Below are 24432 nucleotides of genomic sequence, written 5' to 3'. Positions count from 1 at the left end.
TTTCGCGGCCTTTTTCCTGACTCGTCGCGCGGGAATCAGCGCTGACGGGCCTTGAAACGCGGGTTGCTCTTGCAGATCACGAACACCTTGCCGCGACGGCGCACAACCTTGCAGTCACGGTGCCGCTGCTTGGCGGACTTCAAAGAGGAAAGCACCTTCACGGCCAGCTCCTGGAACCAAAGAAAAATTCAAGTCCGCGATTGTAGCGTGCTTTCAATGTCATCACAAGCTGCGGACGGTCGCCGTCTCGGCGACCACGGCGAGGAACTGGGCCAGCGCCGGCGAGGTGTCGTTGGCCCGGCTGGCGATGGCCAGGAGCATGTAGGCGTCGGGATCCTCGACCGGGACGTATGCCAGCCCGGCCAGCCGGACGGTCCGCATCGTCGCCGGCACCAGTGCGAGGCCAAGGCCGGCAGCGACCATCGCCAGCATGCCGTTCACCTGTTGCACGTGGCGCTGGATCCTGGGCTGGAACCCGGCCTTCTGCGCGAGCTGGTGCAGGCGGTCGTAAAGCGTTACGGCCACCTCGCGTGGCTGCGCGACGAAGGGTTCCTGTGCCACCTCGTCCAGCCGCAGGCTGCTGCGTCCCGACAAGGGGTGGCCTGCAGGCAGGGCGAGTAGCAGCGGCTCGCGATCCAGTACGGTCATGCGCAGCGCCCTGGCATCGATCGCGCGACGCGGCTCGTCGCGCACGAGGCCGACGTCGATCCGGCCGTCCAGCAGCGCCTCGAACTGTGGCTCGGTGTAAAGCTCGCTCAACTCGACCCGCACGTTCGGTGCGACCTGGCCATAGCGCAGCAGGATCCGCGGCAGGGCGGGGTGAAACGATACCGATACTGTGTATGCCAGTCGCAGCTGGCCGCTGTGGCCGGCTGCAGCAGCCACTACCTGGGTGCGCGCCTCGTCCGCCTTGGCCAGGATCTGCCGGGCATGATCGAGAAATATGCGCCCCGGGCCGGTCAGCGAGACGGATCGCTTGGTACGTTCGAGCAGGCGTACGCCGAGATCCTGCTCCAGTGCCTGGATTTGCTGGGAGAGCGGCGGTTGCGACAGATGCAGTCGTCGAGCCGCGCGAGTGAAGCTCAGCTCTTCGCTGACGGCCACGAAGTAGCGCAGCTGGCGGAAATCAAACATATAGAGAAACCAGATTAATCTGGCGAGAAATATATATTGGCGCTGTTTCTTGGGCGAGCCTAAGATTCCTTTCGTCCGCCACCTTTCCCCTCCCCCGGGTGGCGCGGCCCCGCTCCGCAGCGACGCTCTCCCCCTCGACCGCCGGCATCCCCCCTGAGCCGCCCGTCGATGCGTCGTTCGCGGAGCGTTTCTTTTTTCTTCCCGCGGAGCCCTTCCCGCGGGGCACGGCCATCCGGCACCCTTCGTCAGAGCGATGCAGCCAGGCGCGTGCCCTGATCGATGGCGCGCTTGGCGTCGAGTTCCGCCGCCACGTCGGCACCGCCGATGACATGGACAGTCATCCCCGAGGCCGCGAGCGAATCGGCCAGCGGCCGGAAGGGCTCCTGGCCGGCACAGATCACCACTTGGTCGACCGGCAACACGGTTGCTTTGCCTGCCACGCTGATGTGCAGGCCTTGGTCGTCGAGGCGATCGTAGGCGACGCCGCCGAGCATCTGCACCTGCTTGGACTTGAGCGTGGCGCGATGAACCCAGCCGGTGGTCTTGTTCAGCCGCGCGCCGGGACGACCTTCGCTCCGCTGCAACAGCCAGACCTGGCGTGCGGGCGGCTCGGGCGCCGGTGCATCCAGGCCGCCGCGGGCAGCCAGGGCCATGTCGATGCCCCACTCGTGGGTCCAGCGCCGGATGTCCGTGCTCGGTGCGGGTGGGTTCTCGACGAGGAATTCCGCCACGTCGAACCCGATGCCGCCGGCGCCGATGATCGCGACCTTGTGACCCACTGGGCGATCGTGTGCGAGCACGTCGAGGTAGCTCAGCACCCGCGGGTCCTCGCTGCCGGGAAAGGCGATCCGGCGCGGCGTGATCCCCGTCGCCAGTACCACCTCGTCGAACGATCCGTCGGACAGCATGGCGGCGTCGACGCGTGTGCTAAGCCGCAGCGTCACGCCGGCGTCGGCAAGGCGGTGGCCGAAATAGCGAAGGGTCTCGTGGAACTCTTCCTTGCCAGGAATGCGTTTGGCGTAATTGAACTGGCCGCCGATGCGGTCGGTCTGGTCGAACAGGGTGACGGCGTGGCCGCGTTCGGCGGCCACGCTCGCGCAAGCCATGCCCGCCGGTCCTGCGCCGACGACGGCAATGCGCTTGCGCTTCGCCGCTGGGGTGATGGTGAGCTCGGTCTCGTGACAGGCGCGCGGGTTCACCAGGCAGCTGGCGCGGCGGTTCTGGAACACGTGATCCAGGCAGGCCTGGTTGCAGGCGATGCAGGTGTTGATGCGTGAAGTGCGGTCGTTCATTGCCTTGCGCACCCAGTCCGGGTCCGCCAGCAACGGTCGCGCCATCGACACGATGTCGGCGTCTCCGTCGGCAAGAATCTGCTCGGCGACGTCGGGCATGTTGATGCGGTTGGTGGTGACCAGCGGGATCCGCACTTCCTGCTTCATCCGGCGCGTCACCCAGGTGAAGGCGCCGCGCGGCACCGAAGTGACGATGGTGGGGATGCGTGCCTCGTGCCAGCCGATGCCGGTGTTGATGATGCTGGCGCCGGCGGCCTCGACAGCCTTGCCCAGCGCGACGATCTCCTCCCAGCTCTGGCCTTGTTCCACCAGGTCCAGCATCGATAGCCGGTAGATGATGATGAAGTCCTTGCCGACCGCCTCGCGGGTGCGTCGCACGATCTCCACCGGAAAACGCATCCGGCGCCGGGCGTCGCCGCCCCAGGCGTCCTGGCGGCGATTGGTGCGCTCGACCAGGAACTGGTTGATCAGATAGCCCTCCGAGCCCATCACCTCCACGCCGTCGTAGCCTGCCTCGCGGGCCAGTTCCGCGCTGCGCACGAAGTCGCCAATGGTGCGTTCGACGCCTCGGGCGGAGAGGGCGCGGGGCGTGAACGGAGTGATCGGCGACTGGATCTTCGATGGGGCGACGGACAGTGGGTGGTAGCCGTACCGGCCCGCGTGGAGGATCTGCATGCAGATGCGTCCCCCCTCGGCATGGACGGCGCGGCTCACCTTGCGGTGCCGCGCGACATGCCAGGGCATCGACAGGCGCCCGCCGAACGGCTTCAGCCAGCCCTCGATGCTCGGCGCGACGCCACCGGTCACGATCAGGCCGACGCCACCCCGCGCGCGCTCGGCGAAGTAGGCCGCCAGCTTGTCGAAGTCGGCGGCGCGATCCTCCAGACCCGTATGCATCGAACCCATCAGCACCCGGTTGGGCAGGATCACGTGGCCCAGGTCGAGCGGGGCCAGCAGGTGCGGATAGGACATGGCAGGATTCCGATCAAACGATCGTATGAATCTGCCCGCAACGCGGTGGTAAAAGCAAGCTCGCCGGGGTGGTGCTCAAGGCAGCAGTCGTTCGACCAGGGCGATGTAACGCTGCATGGCCTCGTCGCTCGGGGTGCCGCGCAGCTTCGCCCAGGCCTCGTACTTCGCGGTGCCGACGAAATCGAAAAAGCCCGGAGGCTCACCGTGGACGTCGCCTTCGGAGCCCTGCTTGAACAGGGCGTAGAGCTTCAGCAGGGTGTCGTTGTCCGGCCGCGTGCCCAGCCGTTTGACGTCCTCGGCCGCACGCTCGAAGGCATGCCGGAGATCGCTCATGAGATGCATGCCCCCTTGCCCGGAGCGGGCAGTGGTCGGCTTGATAGCACGCACCCGGGGAGGGGTCAACGCGGTAACATGGCCGCCTTTGCCCAAGGAAACCGCCCATGTCCCGTCCCGTTGTCGTGCCTGTGCTCACCATCGACGGGCCGTCAGGATCGGGCAAGGGCACCGTTAGCCGGCTGGTCGCCGAATGCCTCGGCTGGCGCCTGCTCGACTCCGGCGCGCTGTACCGGGCGGTGGGCTATGCCGCCGGGGCGGCCGGACTGGACCTGTCGGACATCGATGCGGTCACGCGTTGCGCGCAATCCACGAAAATCCGCTTCCACCCGTCGGCGGACGGCGGGGATACGCGGGTGCTGGTGAATGGGCACGATGCCACCGACGAACTGCGCACGGAAACGGCGGGTGCCGCGGCCTCCGCCATTGCCTCGATTCCTTCGGTGCGTCAGGCACTTGTGGATCTCCAGCTGGGGTTCCGCAAGGCCCCGGGACTGGTCGCCGATGGGCGCGACATGGGCACGGTGATCTTCCCGGACGCCGCCTACAAGGTGTTCCTCACCGCCAGCGCGGCGGAACGGGCGAAAAGACGCTATAAGCAGTTGAAGGAAAAGGGCCTGAGCGTTACACTCAGCGGCCTTCAGCGCGAGATCGAGGCGCGTGATGCCCGCGACGCTTCCCGGGCCGTCGCTCCGCTCAAGCCTGCCGACGATGCGGTTCTGGTGGACACCACCGGCATGCCCATCGACGAGGTCGTCGCGAAAGTATTCGCCGTCGTGCGCTCCTGAAGGGCGCAGGCCGGCAACAAGCGCCCCTGCCGCGGCATGGGGTTTTGGTCAACGGTGAAGGGGGTAACCCCGATCACCCACAACCGGTGGGCCGATCCGTTTCTGCGCATTACATCCGACGGCGCGCAGGAGCTACGGCCTTTTCTCATTTCTGGAATCAACATGACTGAAAGTTTTGCCGAGCTGTTTGAACAGAGCCAGCAGGCCATCGCCAAGCTCAAGCCGGGCGCTATCGTCACGGGCATCGTGGTGGAGATCCGCAACGACGTCGTCGTGATCAACGCGGGCCTGAAGAGCGAAGGCATCGTCCCGATCGAGCAGTTCAAGGACGAGAAGGGCGAGTTGGAAGTGCAGGTGGGCGACGAGGTCAAGGTCGCCCTGGACGCCCTGGAAGACGGCTTCGGCGAGACCAAGCTCTCCCGCGAGAAGGCCAAGCGCTCGATGGTGTGGGACGACCTCGAGACGGCTTTCGACAAGGAAGAGACCATCACCGGCATGATCTCCGGCAAGGTCAAGGGCGGCTTCACCGTCGACATCAAGGACGTCCGCGCATTCCTGCCGGGCTCGCTGGTCGACGTGCGCCCGGTCCGTGACCCGGTGTACCTCGAGGGCAAGGAACTCGAGTTCAAGATCATCAAGCTGGACCGCAAGCGCAACAACGTGGTGGTCAGCCGCCGCGCCGTCGTCGAGACCGAGTTCTCCGAGGAGCGCGAGAAGCTGCTGGAGCGCCTGACCGAGGGTGCGGTGGTCAAGGGCACGGTCAAGAACCTCACCGACTACGGCGCGTTCGTGGACCTGGGCGGCATCGACGGCCTGCTGCACATCACCGACATGGCGTGGAAGCGCGTGCGTCACCCGTCCGAAGTCGTCAACGTCGGCGACGAGCTGGAAGTGCGCGTGCTGAAGTACGACCGCGAGCGCAACCGCGTGTCGCTGGGCCTGAAGCAGCTGGGCGACGATCCGTGGGTCGCGATTGCCCGCCGTTACCCGGTCGGCAGCCGCCTGTTCGGCAAGGTCTCCAACGTCACCGATTACGGCTGCTTCGTCGAGATCGAGCCGGGCGTCGAGGGGCTGGTCCACGTGTCCGAGATGGACTGGACCAACAAGAACGTCAATCCGGCCAAGGTGGTGCAGGTCGGCGACGAGACCGAGGTCATGGTGCTGGACGTGGATGAAGAGCGTCGCCGCATCTCGCTGGGCATCAAGCAGACCCGCTCGAACCCGTGGGAAGCCTTCGCCGCCATGCACAAGAAGGGCGACAAGGTCTCCGGTCAGATCAAGTCGATCACCGATTTCGGCGTCTTCATCGGCCTGGATGGCGGTATCGACGGCCTGGTCCACCTGTCGGACATCTCCTGGCAGGCCTCGGGCGAGGACCTGGTGCGCAACTTCAAGAAGGGCGACGAGATCGAGGCCGTGGTGCTGGCCGTGGATCCGGAGCGCGAGCGCATCTCCCTCGGCATCAAGCAGATGGAGCAGGATCCGTTCGGCCAGTTCATGGCCAACCACTCGCGCGGCACGGTCGTCACCGGTACGGTGAAGGAAGTGGACGCCAAGGGAGCGGTGGTCGACCTGGGCGATGGCGTCGAGGGCTATATCCGCGCCAACGATATCGCCAAGGAGCGCATCGACGACGCCACCCAGCATCTGAAGGTGGGCGACAAAATCGAAGCCAAGTTCACCGGCATGGACCGCAAGGGTCGTCAGCTGTCGCTGTCGATCCGCGCCAAGGACGAGGACGATGTGCAGGATCTGATGGCGGACTACGGTTCGGCCAGCAGCGGTACCACCAAGCTCGGCGCGCTCCTCCAGGAGCAGCTCAACAAGGCCGAGTAAGCCCTGTACGAGCCTTAGCAGGATGCGGGGCGGCCCTCCGGCCGCCCCGCAGCACCACGTCACGGACATTGGGGACCCATGACCAAATCCGAGTTGATCGAGGCGCTGGCCAAGCGCCAGCAGCATCTTGCGTTCGGTGATGTCGAGCTGGCCGTCAAGAGCGTCATCGAGCAGATGAGCCATGCACTGGCCAACGGCGAACGCATCGAGGTCCGGGGGTTCGGCAGCTTTGCCTTGCACTATCGTCCGCCGCGCATGGGGCGTAACCCCAAGACTGGCGAGGCGGTGGCGCTTCCGGGCAAGCACGTGCCGCACTTCAAGCCCGGCAAGGAGCTCCGCGAGCGGGTGAACCAGTCGGCCGAGTCGGCCGAAGGCTGATCACCGCTGGTCTGGCCCGTACGGGCCAGGGATGAAGGCAGGCGACCGCGAGGTCGATCCTGCCTTTTGTTTTTCGGGTCCGGTGATCTGTGCCGGCCTGGGGCGATCGGGTAAAGTCATCGAATGCGCTTGCTCATCCTGCTCGTCGTGATCGCTTTCGTTGCCCTTGGTGTCATGCTCGGGGCGCTCAATGCCGACCTGGTCGTCTATGACTTCGGTGTCGCAAGCGTGTCCCTGCCCAAAGGGGCGGCCCTGCTGGCCGCGTTGCTGGTCGGGTGGCTGCTCGGAGGGTTGACGGCATGGCTCGGCCGGTTCCGCCGCCCGTCCCGCGGAAAGCGTTCGTCTCGGGCATCCGGAGAGGCGTCCCGCGCTCCATGAACCCCCTGTATGCGTTGTTGCTTCTGCCAGTAGCTTTCCTGAGCGGGTGGTGGACTTCGCGGCGCGCCGGTGTGCGTCGCTCAGGCGCCAGGGTGAGCGAACTCTCCTCGGACTATTTCCGCGGCCTGAACTACCTGCTCAACGAAGAGCAGGACAAGGCCATCGAGGTGTTCCTCAAGCTGGCCGAGTACAACCGCGATACCGTGGAGACCCACCTCGCGCTTGGCAACCTGTTTCGTCGACGCGGCGAGGTGGATCGTGCCATCCGGCTGCACCAGCATCTGGTCTCACGCCAGGGGCTGTCCGACGCGATGAAAACCGTCGCCTTGCTCGAGCTAGGCGAGGACTACATGCGCGCGGGCCTGCTGGATCGCGCCGAGACGCTGTTCTGCGACCTGGTGGCGATGGATGCGCATGCGCCATCGGCCCTGCGTCACCTGATTGCGATCTACCAGCACGAGCGCGACTGGCACAAGGCGATCGAACATGCCCGCCGGCTGGAGGCGATGACCGGCGAGGACGAGTCGGCCATGGTGGCGCAGTTCTACTGCGAGCTGGCCGAACGTTCGCGCCAGGCGGGTGCCCGCGCCGAGGCGGCGGGCTACCTCAAGCAGGCTTTCGAATGCCAGCCGGACTGTGTCCGCGCCTTCATGCTCACCGGGCGCTTGCACGCCGAACAGGGCGAGCATGACGATGCCATCACCGCCTACGAGGCGGCCGTGGCGGCGGATGTGGCGTTTGTGCCCGAAATCCTGCCGCCGCTGCTGCACAGCTATGCCTGTACGCAGCAGATGGCGCGTGCCGAGACATTCCTGCAGGACATCCTGACCCGCTACCACGGTATCTCGCCGGTGCTGGCCCTGACCCGGCTTTACCAACAGCGCGACGGCGAGCGGGTGGCGGTCGACTTTCTCACCGGGCAACTGCGCCAGCGCCCCTCGGTGCGCGGTCTGATGGCGCTGATCGATGCCACGATGGACAAGATCCAGGGCGAGGCGAGGGACAATTTCCTGATTCTTCGCGATCTCACCCGCAAATTGCTCGAAGGTCAGGCGATGTACCGCTGCAGCCGTTGCGGCTTCGGTGCCAAGGCACACCATTGGCAGTGCCCCAGCTGCAAGAGCTGGAGCACAATCCGCCCCATCCATGGCGTGGCCAACGAGTAGAGCGGAATGGTCTTGCCAGGGTCGGCCTCGTTGCTTCCACCGTTTTGCTTCCTCGTTGCTCTTGCAGTGGTGCGCGCGGCGATCGCCTATGCGCATCGTCGCGGCATGCTGGACCAGCCTGGGCAGCGGCGCTCACACACCATCCCGACCCCGCGTGGCGGCGGGATCGGCATCGTCGTCGCCGTGTTGATCGGCTTGCCGGTCATTGCGCTGGACCTTGCGTCGGCCGAGCTCCGGCTGACGCTTGCCGCCGTCTGGCTGGGCCTTGCCTGTGTGGCATGGACCGGGTGGTGGGACGACCATCGCCCGCTTCCGATCGTCCCCAGGCTGGTGGCCCAGACGGCTGCCTCGGGATTGTTGGCGCTGGCGTTGTGCGCCTCCGGTGTCCCGGTCCCGTGGTTGCCACTGCTGCTGTTCGTCGGTGTGGGAAGCATCAACCTGCACAATTTCATGGACGGTATTGATGGCCTGCTGGCACAGCAGGCGATGTTCGTGATGGCGGGGCTGGCGGTTCTGGCGTTAGCGCAGCCGGCTCACGGGCTGGCCGTCGCGGCGCTTGCCGTGGGATTCGCGACGACAGGATTCTGGGTGTACAACCGGGCGCCGGCCCGCATCTTCATGGGCGATGTCGGAAGCGGCTCATTGGGGTTTCTGGTGTTCGCCGTCGGCGCGATGCTCTGGCGGATCGCCCCGGCCACGTGCTGGCCAGCCGCCATCCTCTGCTCCGCCTTCTTCACCGATGCGGGCATGACGCTGCTGGTCAGGATCTGGCGAGGTCGCCGCTGGTACAGTGCGCACCGCGAGCATCTTTACCAGTGGATGGTTCGCGGGGGGCGGTCCCATGGAGCGGTGTCCGGGTCTTATACGGCCTGGAACCTGCTTGTGTGCGCTCCGGCGGCGTATGCCGCATGGCTTATGGGCGCGGGAGGCTGGGTGGTTTTTGCCGTGGTCTACGGCGTGTCGGCGGTGGTCTGGATGATGCTGAAGCGGCGTTGCCTTCGGCGGGCTAGGGAGCGGAAATTCTGATGTCGGTTCGTAAGTTCATCGCAGCGATCCATCCGCGCGCGGCCGTCGTGGTGCACGATCTCGCCGTGGCCGCCATCGCCTGGTGGCTCGCCAAGGCGCTCCGCTACGCGATGAAGCCGGATGAAGTGGTCAGCTTCGTTGCACTCGAATTCCCGCTTGTCCTGGCCGTGCAGGGCCTGCTTTTTGCTTGGACCGGTCTGTACAAGGGCGTGTGGCGGTTCGCCAGCCTGCCGGACCTGTGGAACATCCTGCGCGCGGCCGTGGCCGGCAGTCTGGTGATCGGCCTGGTGCTGTTCCTGTACGACCGGCTCGCCGGGGTTCCCCGTTCGGTACTGCTGCTTTACCCGGTGATCCTCGCCACCTTGCTGGGGACTCCGCGTCTGCTCTACCGGTTCTGGAAGGACAGTCGCGTCGACCTGTTCGAGTCCAAGCCGGCCAAGCGCGTCCTCATTGTGGGCGCGGACCGGGCCGGTGAAGCGCTGTTGCGCGACCTTCGTCGGGACAGCCGCTTCAACGTGGTGGGGTTCGTCGATGATCTGGGCAGTCTGCGCGGCGCCAAGATCAGCGGCTGTCCGGTGCTGGGGCGGCTCGAGGATCTGCCCGACGTGGCGCGCGAAACCGGTGTGGAAATGTTGCTGATCGCGTTGCCCGGAGCGTCCACGGCGCAGATGCGCAGGGTGGTCGAACTGTGCGACTCCACCGGCCTGCCGTACCGCACGGTCCCTCGACTGGAGGATGTCGTTGCCGGGCGCGCCCATTTCAACGAGATCAAGGAGGTCGCGATCGAGGATCTGCTCGGGCGCGATGCCATCCAGCTCGACTGGACCGCGATCCGCGAGAATCTCACCGGCCAACGCGTGATGGTGACCGGTGGCGGTGGCTCGATCGGTTCGGAACTGTGTCGCCAGGTGGCACGGCTCGGGGCGGCAGCGCTGACCGTGGTCGACAACAGCGAATACAACCTCTATCGCGTGGCCAAGGAACTGGCTGCGGATTTTCCCGAGTTGATTCTGGACGGCGTACTGGCCGACTGCGGCGACCGGGTCGCGATGGCGCAGGTGTTCGTCGACCACAAGCCGCAGGTGGTTTTCCACGCGGCCGCCTACAAGCACGTGCCGTTGTTGCAGAGCCAGTTGCGCACGGCCTTCCGCAACAACGTGCTCGCCACGCGCCAGGTGGCCGAACTGGCCCACGAGCACGGCGTCGGGTGCTTCGTCCTGATCTCCACCGACAAGGCCGTGAATCCCACCAGCGTGATGGGGGCGTGCAAACGCATTGCGGAGATCTGGTGCCAGAACCTCAGTGCCCGCTCATCGACCCGCTTCATCACCGTGCGCTTCGGCAATGTGCTCGACTCGGCCGGCTCGGTGGTGCCGCTGTTCCGTCAACAGATCCGTGACGGTGGGCCGGTTACCGTCACCCATCCGGAGATGTCGCGCTACTTCATGACGATTCCGGAGGCGTGCCAACTGATCCTGCAGGCATCCACCCTGGGCCGCGGCGGAGAGATCTTCGCGCTGGATATGGGTGAGCCGGTCAAGATCCGCGATCTGGCCGAGCAGATGATCCGGCTGGCCGGAAAGAAGCCGGCCACGGAGATCCCGATCGTCTACACCGGGCTGCGGGCGGGCGAGAAGTTGTTCGAGGAGTTGTTCCACGCGCAGGAAAACTACAGCGAGACCGCCCACGCGAAGATCTTCCTGGCACAGCACCGCGAGGTGGCCTGGGAGTTGCTCGTGGCGGCCATCAACAGATCGGCGGAAGCGGTCGACCGCTTCGATGAAGAGGAACTGCGGCGTTGCGTGTCCAGTCTGTTGCCCTCGTTCCGCTGGAGCGAGACGGCGCAGCCGGCCAACGTCGTATCCATCCGTCGCCAAGAGACTGGAGAAAGGTAAGTGAGCAAGCCGTTGCGCAAGGTGGTGTTCCCCGTCGCCGGACTCGGCACCCGGTTTCTTCCTGCCACCAAGGTGGTGGCCAAGGAGATGCTGCCGGTGCTGGATCGTCCGCTGATCCAGTACGCGGTGGACGAGGCGGTCGACGCGGGAGCCGACACCCTGGTATTCGTCACCAACCGCTACAAGCACGCCATCGCCGACTATTTCGACAAGGCCTACGAGCTGGAGGCCAAACTGCAGGAGAAGGGCAAGTCCGATCTGCTGGCGATGGTCCAGGGCACGCTGCCCAAGCACGTGCGGGCGATCTTCGTCACCCAGCCCGAGGCGCTCGGTCTGGGCCATGCGGTGCTGTGCGCCAAGCCGGTGGTAGGTGACGAGCCGTTTGGGGTGATCCTGCCTGACGACCTGATCTGGAATACCGGCCGCGGTGCACTGGGGCAGATGGCCGAACTCTCCCAGGCGCAGGGCGGTGCAGGGGTGATCGCCGTGGAAGAAGTACCGCACGACGAAACCGACAAGTACGGCATCGTGGCGGCTACGCCAGTGGACGAGCGCAGCGCCGAGATCCGGCATATGGTGGAAAAGCCGAAGCCGGCGGACGCGCCCTCCAACCTGGCCGTGGTCGGTCGCTACGTGCTGCCCGGGCGGATCTTCGAACTGCTCGAGCGCACCACGCCAGGTGCAGGTGGCGAGATCCAGCTCACCGACGCTATCGAGGCGCTGCTCAAGGAGCAGGGCAAGGTGCTGGCCTACCGTTTCCAGGGCACCCGTTTCGACTGCGGCAACAAAGCCGGCCTGGTGCGCGCCACCATGCATATGGCCATGCAGGATCCGAAGCTGGCGGCGGTGGTGCGCGAATTCGTCGCCACCCACTGACGGCCTTGGCTTCCGCCTGTGGCGTTCGGCCCTGCGTTCGGCACGGGCCGGACGCCGTCAGCCCCGCGAATGGCGGTATGCGGTTATCCTCCGGGCTTCGTCGATAGCCGGTTCACCCTTGCCCTGATGCCCCCTGTACCGGCCGCCTCCTATTACCGCGCCACCGCGAACGCCTACGCGCCCTTCGCGCCGCTGCAAGGTCGGCGCGAGGCCCGCGTGGCGATCATCGGCGGCGGATACGCCGGCCTGAATACCGCACTCGGCCTGGCCGAGCGCGGCGTCAACGACGTGGTGCTGCTCGAGCGCGAGCAGGTGGGCTTCGGTGCTTCCGGGCGCAACGGCGGTTTCGTCTTTGCCGGCTACTCGCTCGGCGAGCAGTCGCTGCTCGACCAGCTCGGTGCCGAGCGCGCCCAGGCGCTGTTCGGGCTGACCACGGCGGCCGTTCACCGCATCCGCGACCGTGTCGCCCGTTACGACATCGCCTGCGATGCCGTGGACGAGGGCGTGATCTGGGCCAACTGGTTTCGCGACCCGGCCGTATTGCGTGACCGCCAGACCCTGCTGGCCGAACGCTACGGCGTGCAATGGGAATGGCTCGATCAGGTCGAGTTGCGCGAACGCGTGCGCAGCGAGCGCTATTTCGACGGACTTTACGAACGCGACGCGCTGCACCTGCATCCACTGAACTACGCCATCGGCCTGGCCACGGCGGCGGCGGGGCAGGGTGTGTCGATCCATGAAGGAACCGCGGCAAAGCGCATGGAACGCGCCGGTCTGCGCTGGAGGATTGCCACGGCGCAGGGCGAGATCTTCGCCGACCAGGTGGTGCTCGCCTGCGGCGGATACCTTGCCGGACTGCAGAAGCCGATCGATCGCGCGATCCTGCCGATCGCGACCTACGTGATGGTGACCGAGCCGCTCGGGGACCGCCTGGACGACTGCCTGCGCACGCGAGCGGCGATCTACGACAGCCGCTTTGCTTTCGACTATTACCGTCCGCTGCCCGATCGCCGGCTGCTCTGGGGCGGGCGGATCTCGGTGCTCAACCGTTCGCCCCAGGCGGTGCAGCGGCTGCTCACGCGGGACCTGCTGCGGGTCTTCCCGCAGCTCAAGGGCGTGCGCGTCGACCATGCGTGGTCCGGCCTGATGAGCTATGCACGCCACCAGATGCCGCAGATCGGCAGCGACGGCAATGGCCTGTGGTGGGCGCAGGCGTTCGGCGGTCACGGGGTGGGACCGACCTGTGCGGCGGGCGAGCTGGTCGCCGCCGCGATCGCCCAGGGCGACGAGGGCTGGAAGCAGTTCGCCGATTACGGCCTGCCCAGCACCTGGCGGCCATTCGGCTTTGCGGGGGCCCAGGTCACCTACTGGTGGCACGAGTTCAACGACTGGCTGAAGACCCGTCTGGAGGGCTGAGCATGGCGAACGGGGCATGCCGGCTCCGTGCATGGCCGCTACCCTGCGGTTTTTCCACAGCGCACTGCATGAGTCCATGAGCGACGCCGACATTCCCGCACAGATCAGCCGGGCCGACTTCGAGCGCGTGCTCATCGTCGCCGGCACCGTCACCCGGGTCGAGGCGTTTCCCGAGGCCCGTCGACCGGCATGGAAGGTGTGGGCGGACTTCGGTCCCTACGGCGAGCGCAAGACCAGCGCGCAGATCGTGTCGCTGTACCGGCCCGAGGATCTCGTCGGTCGGCAGATCGTCGGCGTGATCAACTTTCCCGAGAAGCAGATCGGACCGTTCCGCTCGCAGTTCCTGCTGACCGGGTTCCACACCGACGAGGGCGTGGTCATCACCACCGTCGAGCGCCCGGTGCCGAACGGCGCGCGGCTCAGCTGAGCGCGATCATCCTGCCTTCGGCCGGAGCCGCGCGACGGATCATCATGGCGGCTACCGCAGCGAGCACACCGCCGACCCCGGCGATGACGAAAGGGGCCACGTAGCTGCCATCCACCGTCCGTAGCCAGCCGGCGAGGAAGGCTGCCGTGGCAGCGCCGATCTGGTGGCCCGCTGCGACCCAGCCGAACACCACCGGTGCATCGTGCTCGCCGAAAGCTTCGGTGGCCAAGCGGATGGTCGGCGGCACCGTGGCGATCCAGTCCAGGCCGTAGAACACGCCGAACACGCCCAGGGCGGCGAACGAGAAATCGGAGTAGGGCAGCCAGATCAGCGACAGCCCGCGCAGGCCGTAGTACACGAAAAGCAGCTTGCGCGAGTCGAAGCGGTCGGTCAGCCAGCCCGACAGCGTGGTGCCGACCAAGTCGAATGCCCCCATCATCGCCATCACACCCGCCGCACGTACTTCCGGGATGCCGTGGTCGCCGCAGAAGGCGATGAAGTGCGTGCCGATCAGCCCGTTGGTGGTGAACCCGCAGATGAAGAAGGTACCGAACAGGAACCAGAACGTGCGCGTGCGCGAAGCCCGGATCAGCGCGCCGAACGCGATCGCCAGCAGCGGCCGTCGCGGCGGCGCGACCGGTGCCCCCGTGGCCCCGTAAGGCAGCAAGCCGATGTCCGCGGGACGCTCCGGCAGCAGCCACGCCACCAGGGGAACCAGCACCGCGCAGGCTGCCGCCACCGTCCACACCACCGGGCGCCAGCCGTGGTGCGTGGCGAGCGCAGCGAGCATCGGCAGGAAGATCAGCGTGCCGGTCGCCGTACTGGCGGTGAGCAGACCCATCATCAGGCCACGGCTCCGGACGAACCAGCGGTTCACCACCGTGGCGCCGAGCACCATCGCCACGCAGCCGGAGCCGACGCCGGAGAACACGCCCCAGCTCAGCAGCAGTTGCCAGGACTGGGTCATCCATCCGCTGGAAGCGATCGACACCGCCATCAACGCCAGCGCACCGATCAACGTGCGACGAATGCTGATCGCCTGCATCAGCGCCGCGGCGAACGGCCCCATCATGCCGTAGAAGAAAATGCCGACCGCGGCGGCGAGCGAGATGCTGGCGCGACTCCAGCCGAAGGCTTCGTTCAGGGGGACGATCAGCACGCCGGGCGTGGAGCGCACCCCGGAGGCGACCAGCAACGCCAGAAAGATCACGCCGGCGACGACGAATACGTACTTCTGGCCGAACGGCCGGGTGCGGGATATAGTCATGTTACCGATCAGTACGGTTGGTGTACGGATCATACGTACCGATCGGTAACATCGTCAATCGGAAACACTCATGGCCACGAAACACAGCTCCGATCCGGTGCATGACGAACCAGCGGACAAGCCGCGCGCTGCCGAGCGCATCCGCAGCACCGCACGCGAACTGTTCTATCGCGAAGGTATCCGCGCGATCGGCGTGGAGCAGATCGTGCAGGACGCCGGCGTGACCAAGCCCAGCCTGTATCGCAGCTACGGGTCCAAGGACGACCTGGCGGCAGCCTATCTGCGCGACTACGACGCGGAATTCTGGGTGCGGTTCGAGCAGTCGGTCGCCGCACATCCGGGCGACCCGAAGGCGCAGTTGCTCGATTACTTTGGCGGACTGGCCGAACGTGCGGCCAAGCCGGGCTATCGCGGCTGCGGGCTGACCAATACGGTGGTGGAGTACCCCGGCGCAGACCATCCGGCGTGCAAGGTGTCGCAGGCGCACAAGCGCAAGCTGCGCAAGCGGCTGACCGCCATGGCCGAGGCGATGGGCGCGGCTTCGCCGGAGACCTTGGCCGACGGACTGCAACTGCTGCTCGAAGGCACCTATGCGTCGGGGCAATTGTTCGGACGCGATGGACCGGCGCGGTCGCTGGTGGCGGTGGCCGAACGGCTGATCGACGCGTCCTGCGGCTGAGTCCGCGTCAGGCGCTACGCCGCTGTTCGTTGTCCAGCCACACCTCGAGACCTTGCGCGTTGAGCGTGATGTCCATACCGAGCACCAGGGCCTCCATGGCATCGCGACCTTGCAGACAGCCGTGCGCCTCGGCGCGGCTGGCATAGAGGTCGGCCAGGGCGGACTTCAACGCTTCGTGTCGGTTCGGCTTGCCGTTCGCCTCGCGCGCCAGTGCCACCATGGCATCGATCTGTGCGTGCAGATCCGCGGCCAGGCGCTCCACCTGTTCCACGCGGCCGTAGTGGGTGAGGTACATCGCTGCAGGCTTCATCGCGAGCAGCCGATCGATCGAGTCATGCAGCGCCTCGGGGTCGAACTGCACCGGCGAGGTGGTGGGGATGATGAACGGGCCCTTGTCGGTATCGAGTTCGCGATAGGACAGGCCGAACGTGTCGCCGGTAAAGCACGCGTTGGCTTTTTCGTCGTAGATGGCGATGTGGTGCTTCGCGTGGCCCGGCGTGTCGATGCACAGCAGCGGCCGGTTGCCCAGGTGCACGATATGGCCGTCCGGCGCCTCCACCACGCGTTCGGCGGGAATCGGTCGCAGCCGCCCGTACGTCTCGTCCATCACCGCCTCGCCATACACCGCGCTGGCACCGGCCCACAGCTGCGAAGGATCGATCATGTGCCGCGCACCGCGCGGGTGCACCACCAGCTTCGCGTTCGGCAGTTGCGCGATCAGTTCGCCGGCGCCACCGGCGTGATCCAGATGCACGTGGGTCAGGATCAGCCAGTCCACGTGTTGTGGAGTGAGGCCGGCCGCGTCGAGCGCGGCCATCATCCGCGGCACGGCGTAGTTCGTGCCGCAGTCGATGAAAGCCGCGCGATCGCCGTCCACCACGAGGTAGGCGGCGTCGAACTGCTGCCGTACGAAGCCGGTGTCGATGGTATGGATGCCGTATTCGTTGCCCATGCGCGCCTCCACTGAGATTCAGCGCTTGAGGGTAGCAAGACGTGGCGTGACGGGCAGTTGAACCTTTGTCGGATGCGCGGGAGACGAAGCGGTCAATGGCCTGCCCCGATGACGGGTAAGCGATAATTCCGCCATTCCCACCCCATGGAGAGAGAGGCATGCAAAGGACATATACCGGCAGCTGTCATTGCGGAGCGGTGCGCTTCGAGGCGGACATCGACCTGGCAGCGGGGACCAACAAGTGCAATTGCTCGATCTGCACCAAGACCCGCAACTGGAATGCCATCATTCGCCCCAACGCGTTCCGCCTGCTGGCCGGGGAGGACGCGCAAGCGGATTACCAGTTCGGTCGCAAGGCCATGCACCACCTGTTCTGCCGTACCTGCGGGGTACACAGCTTTGCGCGTGGCTACGTGGAGGAGATCGGCGGGCACTACGTGGCGGTGCAGCTGGCCTCGCTCGACGACGTGGATCCGGCCGAGCTGATCGACGCGCCGGTGCGCTACGCCGACGGGCGTCATGACAACTGGCATCACGCACCGGCCGAAACCCGGCACCTCTGACCCACACGCAAAACGGCGGCCCTGCGGCCGCCGTTTTTGTCACCGCTTCCGTGCGCGTGTGCCTCAGGCCGCCGCGTCCACCAGCACCAGTTCGGCGTCTTCCAGCGCCGTCACGCGCAGAGCCGGTTCGTTGCGGATGGCCGCACCGTCGCGGGCGTCCAGCTTCACGCCATTGATCTCCACCGAGCCGGTCGACGGCACCAGGTAGGCCTGGCGGCCATCGGCCAGCACGTAGGTTGTGCTCTCGCCGGCCTTCAGCGTGGCACCCAGCACGCGGGCGTCGGTGCGCAGGGGCAGGGCGTCGGCGTCGTCGGCAAAGCCGCTGGCCAGCGCCACGAACCTGCCCGATCGCTCGCCGCGCGGGAACGGCTTGGCGCCCCACGACGGCGGCTTGCCGGTTTCGGTCGGGATGATCCAGATCTGGAAGATCCGCGTGGTGCCCGGCTCCAGGTTGTACTCGCTGTGGGTGATGCCGCTGCCCGCGCTCATCACCTGCACGTCGCCCGCCTCGGTGCGCCCCTCGTTGCCGAGGTTGTCGCGGTGGGTGATGGCACCCTCGCGCACGTAGGTGATGATCTCCATGTCCGAATGCGGGTGCGGCGGAAAGCCGGTGCCCGGCGCGATGGTGTCGTCATTCCACACGCGCAGCGCGCCCCAGCCCATCCGGCGCGGGTCGTGGTAGCCCGCGAACGAGAAGTGGTGCTTGGCATTGAGCCAGCCGTGGTCCGCACCGCCGAGGGTGCTGAAAGGACGGCGTTCGATCATGACGTTCTCCCATGTGGTCGGCGCCGGTCGGCGCCCTGGAACGAACGATAGGCGCAATCATATCGTGCGCATAGTGACGCCAATAGAACTGATTGTTGCATTATTGGATCAATATGGGAAACGATCAGGGCTCCCACGTGAGCACCAGCTTGCCGATGTGCTGCGAGCTCTCCATCAGTGCATGCGCCTGGGCGGCCTCGGCGGCCGGGAACACCTGGTGCACCACCGGCCGCACCGTGCCCGCGGCCAGCAAGGGCCATACGTGCTCATGCAGCGCCCGGGCGATCGCCGCCTTGAACGCCACCGGCCGGTTGCGCAGTGTCGAGCCGGTGATCGTGTGGCGCCGGCGCATCAGCGCGCCGGCATCGATCGTGGCGGCACCGCCGCCCAGCGTGGCGATGATTACCAGCCGGCCGCCCTCGGCCATGGCGTCGAGCTCGCGGGGCACGTAGTCGCCGGCGACCATGTCCAGCACCACGTCCACGCCACGGCCGTCGGTCAGCGCCTTGATCCGTGCCACGAAATCCTCCTCGCGGTAGTTGATGGCCTCGGCACCCAGCGCGGCGCAGGCGCGGCATTTCTCCGTGTTGCCCGCGGTGGCGAAGACCCGGTGGCCGAGCGCGTGCGCCAGCTGGATCGCGGTGACGCCGATGCCGCTGGAGCCACCCTGTACCAGCAGGGTTTCCCCGGCACCGCCTTCGCCCCGGCCGAGCTGGCCGCGGTCGAACACGTTGCTCCATACCGTGAAAAAGTTTTCCGGCAGCGCCGCAGCCTCGAGCAGGCTCAGGCCTTTGGGCACCGGCAGGCACTGGCCCAGCGGCGCCACCGCGTATTCGGCGTAGCCGCCGCCGGCAAGCAGGGCGCAAACGGCGTCTCCGGCTTCCAGGCCAAACGGGTTGTCGCCAGTGAGGTCGCCCTCGACCAACTGGCCCGCCACCTCGAGCCCGGGCAGGTCGGAGGCGCCTGGCGGTGGCGGGTAGCGGCCGAGGCGCTGGAACACGTCGGGCCGATTCACCCCGGAAGCCGCGACCCGGATCAACACTTCGCCAGGCCCCGGAACCGGACGTGGCCGTTCGCACGGCGTCAGTACTTCCGGACCACCCGGTTCCCGGATGGCGATGGCGTGCATGGTGGTCATCGCAGGCTCCTGATCAACGAGAAAGATCGTCAATGATCGCGCAACGGCAGTGCAGGGCGTGCGATGTACCCTTGGCGCCAGGTGGAGAGGCGCGCATGCGGGAAAGCGATACGACGGCACCGATTCGATCCGGCGGGCACAGTGGGCCCGCGTCGTGGCGCTGGATCGCCGTCGTGCTTTTGCTCCTGCAGTTGACCGGTTGCGCGCTGGTGCATGTGAAACAGGGCGATCCGCGGGACTACGACGAAGGCCGTCGCGGCGATGTCCTCAGCACCGGTCATCTCAGCTATGCCAGCCGCAACGCGATCTCGCGGCTGGGGCTCGACCCCGATCGCTGCGTGGCCGAGCCGTCGCCCTGCGTGGCAGCGTTGCGCGAGGCGACCATCCTGGGTAATGACGCGCGCCTCTCGGCGCTGGCCGAGCTCGCCCTGGATGGTGCGCTCAAGGCCGACCGCTCCGCCGACCGCGATACCGCAGGTCCGATCGCCGACTACCTCGATGCCGCACGTTATGCGTACGCATATCTGTTCTTCGGCGAGCGCACGCCGCGCGAACGCGCTTTCGAGGATCGGCAGACGCAGATGCGCGACAGCTACAACTACGCCGCGGAGCGCGTCGCGGCACTGCTGTTCGCGCGGGGGCAGCGGGCCGGGCACGTTCATCCACCGTCGCCGGGCAGCGCCGAGTCGGTGGATGGCTGGCGCCTTCGCTACGGCGAGATCCAGCTGACTCTGCCGCGCGGCGCGCCGAAACTCGAGGCCATGGTGCCGGCCTCCCGCCTGCGCATCGACGGGCTCGAGAGCGTCTATCGCCGGGACGGCCTCGGTGCCGAGGTGGTGATGGTGGCGCGTCCGACCCAGGCCGCCCGGCGGGCGCCGACGCAACCGTTCGCCGAGACCGGCTACCTGCCGGCGACGGTATTGCTGCAATTTCCCGGCGACACCCTGTCGCAGGTGCTCGACACCCGCGAAGCGGTGGTCGACGCACTCGATCCGTACCGCCAGGACACGATGCAACTGGACGGCCAGACCGTACCGCTGGCGGCCAACTTCAGCGCACCGTACGCGCTTTGGCTGGCCGAGTCCGGCTTCAACCGCAAGGCGATCGACAATCTGCTCGGGCGCGACAACGCGCTCGATCATCCGCGCGTGATCCTGATGCAGCCGTACGATCCCCACCGACTCACGGTGGTGATGATCCATGGCCTGGCCTCCAGTCCCGAGGCCTGGGTGAATCTCGCCAACGAGGTGATGGGCGACGAGGCGCTGCGCAGGCGCTACCAGATCTGGGAGGTCTATTACCCGACCAACGCGCCGATCCCGGTGAACCTGGTGCAGATCCGGGCGGCGCTGGAGCAGACCTTCGCCACGCTCGATCCGGCCGGCACCGCGCCGGCCAGTCACCATGTCACGCTGATCGGCCACAGCATGGGCGGTGTGATCGCGCGGTTGCTGGTGGTCGACAGCGGCGACGCGCTCTGGCAGCGCATCTTCCACGCCCCTCCGGATTCTCCACGGCGCAAGAGGCTCGCCGCGTTGGCGCCCTATTTCACCATCAAGCCGCTGCCTGGCGTGGACGAGGCGATCTTTCTCGCCGCCCCGCATGCCGGCACGCCGGTGGCCGGACACTGGCTGGCACGCATGGTCACCAGGCTGATCCGCCTGCCGAAGACCTTGCTGGATGCCACCACCCGCATTGCCGATGCGCTGGCCGGGGAACTGCCGGAGCAGGCGGCACTGTTCCGCGCCGCGCCAACGGGCGTCAATGTACTGCGCGACACCGGTCCCTACCTGCGGGCCACGTCCACGTTGCCGATCGTGCCCGGCGTGCGCTATCACTCGATCATCGCCCGGCGCAGCGCGGAAGGGCCGCTGGAGGCCTCCAGCGACGGCTTCGTGCCTTATGCCAGTGCACACCTGGCGGGCGCTGCGAGCGAGAAGGTGATCGTCTCCGGCCACAGCGTGCAGGAGACGCCGCAGGCGATCCTGGAGATCCGGCGCATCCTGCGCGAGCATGCCGGGCTGCCTGCCGGTGACGCGGTCGTGCCACGTGCATCGGACACATCGCGCTAACACCCGGCCTGTCCCGGCGGCATATGCTCCAACGGTCACGTCACCCGGGAAGCGCCGATATGTCGATCCGTACCCTGGTCCTGCCGCTGCTGTTGGCGTCGGCGGCGTGTACGGCGTGCTCCGCCAAGCCGGTGCCCGGCGCGTCCCCGGATTCCGTCGCGCCGGTTGATCCGACCTCCTTGCAGGGCTACCACTGGAAGCTGCAGTCGGCGACCGATGCGACTGGCAGGCGCATCGCGGCCCTGTTCGTGCGCCCCGATCGGCCGGTGCAGCTCGATTTCTCGCAGAACCACCTGACGATTGGCCAGCTGTGCAACGCCAGGGGAGCGAATTACCACATCGAACAGGGGCAACTCGCGCTGGGCCCGATGCTGTCCACCCAGATGGCCTGCCTGCAGGCCGGCCTGGGCGGCCTTGATCAGGCCGTAGTGCAGAGGTTGAAGAGCCGACCATCGATCTCGATCGACCGGGAGGGAGCCATGCCCCAACTGCAGCTGGCCACCGCCGACGGCGACATGTTGCAGTTCACCGGGCAGCCGACGGCCGAGAAGCGCTACGGCGGGCCAGGGCAGGTCGAATTCCTGGAAGTGGCAGCGCAGGACGTGCCTTGCGACACCGGCGCATCCGGCGACACCCGATGCCTGAGCGTGCGCGACCGGCATTACGACACCCACGGCCTGAAGAGCGGCGAGCCCGGGCCGTGGCATGACATGGCATCGGGCATCGAGGGTTACACGCATGAACCCGGCACGCGCAACGTCCTGCGGGTGAAGCGCTTCGATACCTCGGAAGGGCCGGTCTACGTGCTCGACATGGTGGTTGAATCGGAGAAAGTGGCCACGCCCTGATCCTTGTGCGGCGCGGAGCGCGGCCGGAGCGTGAGCGCACCGGCCGCGGTGGGACCTCAGTCGTCGGTACCGACCACTTTGCCGGTGTCTGGATCAACGTCCAGCTTCACGTGCTTGCCGGCACTGTTTTCGGCCTTGGCAGTCCACAGCCCGTCATCGAAATCCACGTCGTGCACGTCGGTGTAGCCGGCGCTGGAGAGGGCGGCACGGATGTCGTCCTCGCCCAGGCGGGCAAGCTTCTGGTCGTCTGCATAGGCCTTGCCGGTGCGGGCGTCGATGCGCAGGTGCACGTGGTGGCCATTGCCGCTCTCGGCCTTGGCGCGCCACATGCCGTGATTGAACTCCAGATCATCGACGTCGCTGTAGCCCTGCTGATGCAGCTGCGTCCGGATCTGTGCCTTGGTCATCACGCCATGATCCGGCGACTGCGCCATCGCCGCGCCGGCAAGGCCCAGCGCGAGGGCGGTGGAAAGTACGACCGTTTTCATCGCCTCGTCTCCTGTGGGGAAGGGAGTCCCGAGTCTTGGCAGTCATGGATCAGCGGGCGGTGAAAGTGGCGTGGCGAGTGCGTGGGGTGTTCAGGCGACGTCGTGCGGCCGGCCGGTGCTAAGGTCACGCGCTGTCAGGATCTTGAGGGGACGCCGAAGATGTCCGGTTCCAGTCGTGCCGACGACGGGGAAGCCTCCACAGAGCGTCTGCCGCCCCGGCAGGTGGTTACACGCAAGTTCCCGGTGATGTCGATGGCGCCCACGCCGGTGCTGGACACGGCGGACTGGTCGCTGACGCTCAAGCACGGCGTGCGTCCGCTCAGGCGCTGGGACTGGGCGAGTTTCGATGCGCTGCCCAGGCAGCGCGTCGTGCGCGACATCCACTGCGTCACCCGCTGGTCGAAGCTCGACACGGCGTGGGAGGGCGTGACGCTGGACGACCTGTTTGCCGACGCCGGCATCGCTCCACCCACCGGCTTCGTGCTGGCGCACAGTGCCGACGGCTACTCCACCAACCTGCGGATCGACGACCTGCTCGGCGGTCGCGCGATGATCGCCACCCGCTACGACGGCCAGCCGCTGCCGCCCGAGCACGGTGGTCCGGCCCGTCTGCTGGTGCCGCACCTGTATTTCTGGAAGTCCGCCAAATGGCTCACCGGCCTGCAGTTTACCGCGCGTGACGAAGCGGGGTTCTGGGAGTTGCGCGGGTATCACATGCGCGGGGATCCGTGGCGGGAAGAGCGGTTTTCGGATGACGGATGACCAGGGTCGGAGCCAGGCGGCTGGCTGCAGAGCATGGACTGGCGCATCTCGATCTGGACTCCATCGTCTGGGAACCGGGGAGGATCGCCGTGCAGCGATCTACCGAGGCCATTGCCGCGTCCCTCGCGGCGTTTCTCGCCGGGCATGACCGCTGGGTGATTTAGGGCTGCTACGGCGAGCAGGCTCAGGCCGCGTCCGCCCACTGCAATGAGCGGGTGTTCCTCAACCCCGGACTGGAAACCTGCCTGGAACACAACCGCCGGCGCCCCTGGGAGCCGCACAAGTACGCCTCGAAAGAGGCGCAGGACGCCATGCTCGAGCCTCTGCAGGCCTGGGTGGCCGGCTACTACGAACGTGAGGATCAGTGGTCGTACCAGGCGCATCGGCGCATCTACGATGCCTTTGCAGGCCACAAGAGCGAGCATCTCGATGACACCGGGGCTCGCGGCCGATGGGGCTTCACGAGTCTTCCGGTCGGTAACCGCATTGCTTCCCGATTCCGCGGAGCGCCCCATGAAAGCGAACCTTCAGGCCGTGCATCCCGTGCTCGCCTGCCGCGAGGTAGGTGAGTCGGTGCGCTTCTACCGCGATCTCGCTTTCGTGCTGTTGTTCCAGGACACACCGGAGGCGCCGAGGCACGCGGCGGTGGGGCAGGACGGAGTGGAGATCCGCCTGCAGTGGGCGGACGCGGGGCAGTGGGCTTATCCCACCGATTGGCCGGCCTGCCGCTTCCTGGCGGACGACGTGGACGCGCTCTACGAGGAGTTCGTCGCGAGCGGCAGCATCGGCGAGCAGCACCACCCGGAAGGTCCCTGGGCGAGACCCTCGCAGACGCCCTGGGGAACCCGCGAGTTCCATCTCCACGACCCCGGCAGGAACGTCCTCCGGTTCTATTCCCTTCGGTAGAAGGCGGCCTTCGCAGCGACGCACGCAGTCCTGATTGATGGGGGTCAATACGCCTGCGCATGCGCCGGCCTAGGG

Annotated in this window: 25 protein-coding genes and 1 pseudogene; 17 read left to right on the top strand and 9 right to left on the bottom strand. The window is 66.8% G+C overall.

Going from position 1 to position 24432, the window contains the following annotated elements; translation table 11 throughout:
- Positions 1 to 35 precede the first annotated feature (35 nt).
- From ykgO to NC595_RS15400, 4 genes are all read right to left on the bottom strand, one after another.
- Positions 36 to 161: a type B 50S ribosomal protein L36 gene (ykgO, locus tag NC595_RS15415; RefSeq protein WP_008215056.1), complete on the bottom strand. Its 126-nt coding sequence runs from the start codon at positions 159 to 161 to the stop codon at positions 36 to 38.
- 61 nt (positions 162 to 222) lie between these two features.
- Complete coding sequence (locus NC595_RS15410; protein WP_253567919.1) at positions 223 to 1134, bottom strand: LysR family transcriptional regulator; 912 nt, start codon at positions 1132 to 1134, stop codon at positions 223 to 225.
- A 245-nt stretch (positions 1135 to 1379) separates the two neighbouring features.
- Positions 1380 to 3398: an NADPH-dependent 2,4-dienoyl-CoA reductase gene (locus NC595_RS15405; RefSeq protein ID WP_253567918.1), complete on the bottom strand. Its 2019-nt coding sequence runs from the start codon at positions 3396 to 3398 to the stop codon at positions 1380 to 1382.
- Between the two features lie 75 nt (positions 3399 to 3473).
- On the bottom strand, positions 3474 to 3731 hold the full coding sequence (locus NC595_RS15400; RefSeq protein WP_253567917.1) for an acyl-CoA-binding protein: 258 nt from the start codon (positions 3729 to 3731) through the stop codon (positions 3474 to 3476).
- Positions 3732 to 3838: 107 nt separating this feature from the next.
- On the opposite strand from NC595_RS15400, the gene cmk reads away from it, so the two are divergent.
- The 10 genes and pseudogenes from cmk to NC595_RS15350 all read left to right on the top strand — a co-directional run bounded on the left by cmk (position 3839) and on the right by NC595_RS15350 (position 13917).
- Positions 3839 to 4519: a (d)CMP kinase gene (cmk, locus tag NC595_RS15395; RefSeq protein ID WP_253567916.1), complete on the top strand. Its 681-nt coding sequence runs from the start codon at positions 3839 to 3841 to the stop codon at positions 4517 to 4519.
- Between the two features lie 162 nt (positions 4520 to 4681).
- The gene (gene rpsA / locus NC595_RS15390; RefSeq protein ID WP_253567915.1) at positions 4682 to 6355 is read left to right on the top strand and encodes a 30S ribosomal protein S1; all 1674 of its coding nucleotides are present in this window, start codon (positions 4682 to 4684) and stop codon (positions 6353 to 6355) included.
- Between the two features lie 75 nt (positions 6356 to 6430).
- Positions 6431 to 6733, top strand: a pseudogene (locus NC595_RS15385) (integration host factor subunit beta); the annotation flags it as partial.
- A gap of 123 nt (positions 6734 to 6856) precedes the next feature.
- Entirely contained in the window at positions 6857 to 7111 is a 255-nt protein-coding gene (locus NC595_RS15380; protein WP_253567913.1) for a DUF1049 domain-containing protein, read from the top strand.
- A complete protein-coding gene (lapB, locus tag NC595_RS15375; protein ID WP_026107143.1) occupies positions 7108 to 8277 on the top strand; it encodes a lipopolysaccharide assembly protein LapB in 1170 nt (389 codons plus the stop codon). Before NC595_RS15380 ends, lapB begins: the two co-directional genes overlap by 4 nt.
- 30 nt (positions 8278 to 8307) lie before the next feature.
- Positions 8308 to 9303 carry an MraY family glycosyltransferase gene (locus tag NC595_RS15370; RefSeq protein ID WP_343214915.1) on the top strand — a complete coding sequence of 332 codons (996 nt, stop codon included), beginning with the start codon at positions 8308 to 8310 and terminating at the stop codon, positions 9301 to 9303.
- On the top strand, positions 9300 to 11198 hold the full coding sequence (locus NC595_RS15365; protein ID WP_425493165.1) for a polysaccharide biosynthesis protein: 1899 nt from the start codon (positions 9300 to 9302) through the stop codon (positions 11196 to 11198). The genes NC595_RS15370 and NC595_RS15365 overlap by 4 nt, the downstream gene beginning before the upstream one ends.
- The gene (gene galU / locus NC595_RS15360) at positions 11199 to 12074 is read left to right on the top strand and encodes a UTP--glucose-1-phosphate uridylyltransferase GalU (protein ID WP_253567910.1); all 876 of its coding nucleotides are present in this window, start codon (positions 11199 to 11201) and stop codon (positions 12072 to 12074) included.
- Positions 12075 to 12200: 126 nt separating this feature from the next.
- The gene (locus tag NC595_RS15355; RefSeq protein ID WP_253567909.1) at positions 12201 to 13490 is read left to right on the top strand and encodes an NAD(P)/FAD-dependent oxidoreductase; all 1290 of its coding nucleotides are present in this window, start codon (positions 12201 to 12203) and stop codon (positions 13488 to 13490) included.
- Positions 13491 to 13566: 76 nt separating this feature from the next.
- Entirely contained in the window at positions 13567 to 13917 is a 351-nt protein-coding gene (locus tag NC595_RS15350; protein ID WP_253567908.1) for a tRNA-binding protein, read from the top strand.
- Here the strand turns inward: NC595_RS15350 and NC595_RS15345 are convergent.
- Complete coding sequence (locus tag NC595_RS15345) at positions 13910 to 15184, bottom strand: MFS transporter (RefSeq protein WP_253567907.1); 1275 nt, start codon at positions 15182 to 15184, stop codon at positions 13910 to 13912. The two genes, NC595_RS15350 and NC595_RS15345, sit on opposite strands and share 8 nt — an antisense overlap.
- Positions 15185 to 15254: 70 nt before the next feature.
- Here NC595_RS15345 and NC595_RS15340 point away from each other — a divergent pair, with 70 nt between their 5' ends.
- A complete protein-coding gene (locus tag NC595_RS15340) occupies positions 15255 to 15863 on the top strand; it encodes a TetR/AcrR family transcriptional regulator (RefSeq protein WP_253567906.1) in 609 nt (202 codons plus the stop codon).
- Positions 15864 to 15870: 7 nt separating this feature from the next.
- Here the strand turns inward: NC595_RS15340 and NC595_RS15335 are convergent, their stop codons facing one another.
- Positions 15871 to 16815, bottom strand: a complete 945-nt coding sequence (locus NC595_RS15335; RefSeq protein WP_253567905.1) for an MBL fold metallo-hydrolase — start codon at positions 16813 to 16815, stop codon at positions 15871 to 15873.
- 158 nt (positions 16816 to 16973) lie between these two features.
- On the opposite strand from NC595_RS15335, the gene NC595_RS15330 reads away from it, so the two are divergent.
- Positions 16974 to 17378, top strand: coding sequence for a GFA family protein (locus NC595_RS15330; protein ID WP_253567904.1), 405 nt, complete (start codon positions 16974 to 16976; stop codon positions 17376 to 17378).
- A 63-nt stretch (positions 17379 to 17441) separates the two neighbouring features.
- Here NC595_RS15330 and NC595_RS15325 read toward each other — a convergent pair whose 3' ends face one another.
- Entirely contained in the window at positions 17442 to 18143 is a 702-nt protein-coding gene (locus tag NC595_RS15325; protein WP_253567902.1) for a pirin family protein, read from the bottom strand.
- A gap of 124 nt (positions 18144 to 18267) precedes the next feature.
- The gene (locus tag NC595_RS15320; protein ID WP_253567900.1) at positions 18268 to 19281 is read right to left on the bottom strand and encodes an NAD(P)H-quinone oxidoreductase; all 1014 of its coding nucleotides are present in this window, start codon (positions 19279 to 19281) and stop codon (positions 18268 to 18270) included.
- A gap of 173 nt (positions 19282 to 19454) precedes the next feature.
- Between NC595_RS15320 and NC595_RS15315 the strand changes: the two genes are divergently transcribed.
- Entirely contained in the window at positions 19455 to 21353 is a 1899-nt protein-coding gene (locus NC595_RS15315) for an esterase/lipase family protein (RefSeq protein WP_253567898.1), read from the top strand.
- A gap of 59 nt (positions 21354 to 21412) precedes the next feature.
- Positions 21413 to 22201, top strand: coding sequence for an META domain-containing protein (locus NC595_RS15310; RefSeq protein WP_253567896.1), 789 nt, complete (start codon positions 21413 to 21415; stop codon positions 22199 to 22201).
- A gap of 56 nt (positions 22202 to 22257) precedes the next feature.
- Here NC595_RS15310 and NC595_RS15305 read toward each other — a convergent pair whose 3' ends face one another.
- Entirely contained in the window at positions 22258 to 22689 is a 432-nt protein-coding gene (locus tag NC595_RS15305; RefSeq protein ID WP_253567894.1) for a PepSY domain-containing protein, read from the bottom strand.
- Between the two features lie 159 nt (positions 22690 to 22848).
- Here NC595_RS15305 and NC595_RS15300 point away from each other — a divergent pair, with 159 nt between their 5' ends.
- The 3 genes from NC595_RS15300 (at position 22849) to NC595_RS15290 (ending at position 24357) form a co-directional block, all read left to right on the top strand.
- Positions 22849 to 23451 (top strand): sulfite oxidase-like oxidoreductase, encoded by a 603-nt coding sequence (locus NC595_RS15300; RefSeq protein ID WP_253567892.1) that lies wholly within the window; start codon positions 22849 to 22851, stop codon positions 23449 to 23451.
- Positions 23448 to 23615: a hypothetical protein gene (locus NC595_RS15295; RefSeq protein WP_253567890.1), complete on the top strand. Its 168-nt coding sequence runs from the start codon at positions 23448 to 23450 to the stop codon at positions 23613 to 23615. Before NC595_RS15300 ends, NC595_RS15295 begins: the two co-directional genes overlap by 4 nt.
- A gap of 349 nt (positions 23616 to 23964) precedes the next feature.
- Complete coding sequence (locus NC595_RS15290) at positions 23965 to 24357, top strand: VOC family protein (protein WP_253567888.1); 393 nt, start codon at positions 23965 to 23967, stop codon at positions 24355 to 24357.
- Positions 24358 to 24432 lie beyond the last annotated feature (75 nt).

Source organism: Dyella lutea (assembly GCF_024158035.1).
Lineage (GTDB): Bacteria > Pseudomonadota > Gammaproteobacteria > Xanthomonadales > Rhodanobacteraceae > Dyella_A > Dyella_A lutea.
Note: the sequence above shows the minus strand (reverse complement) of the source record. Positions and strands in the feature narration are given on the sequence as shown.